General features: G+C 74.3%; 1 pseudogene. It reads right to left on the bottom strand.

Annotated features, from left to right (window positions below):
* Nucleotides 1-58: 58 nt before the first annotated feature.
* A pseudogene (locus tag BIV01_RS01975) lies at nt 59-393 on the bottom strand (hypothetical protein); the annotation flags it as partial.

Here is a 393-nt window from a genome sequence, read left to right as displayed (position 1 = left end):
CCGCTGAGCGGCCGCGGCCGCCCCGGTCCCCGCGTCGGTCAGCGGCGCCGGCGCCCGGTCAGTTCCAGATCGCGATCCAGTCCACGCTGACGTGCCCGACCGCGCTCGCCGGGATCGCCCCGCCGTTCGTGGTGGTCTCCGCCTGCATGGTCACGCGGAAGGCCGTCGTCGGCACCGCCTTGGTGGTCGACGAGACGAGCTTGCCGTCCCAGTAGAACCGGACGATGCCCTTGTCCCACTCGGTCGTCGCGACGTGCCAGCCGGTGCTGTCCGAGGGCGCGAAGGTCTCCTTGCCCGGTTCGAACCGCATGCCGAGCGGCGTCCAGCTGCCCGGGACCGCCGAGGCCGGGCGGGGGCGGGCACCGAGGTCGGCCTCGGGCCAGTCGATCTCGC

Source organism: Curtobacterium sp. MCBA15_013, from assembly GCF_001865095.1.
Lineage (GTDB): Bacteria > Actinomycetota > Actinomycetes > Actinomycetales > Microbacteriaceae > Curtobacterium.
The sequence above is the reverse complement of the archived record's forward strand: the minus strand, read 5'-3'. Positions and strand labels throughout refer to the sequence as shown.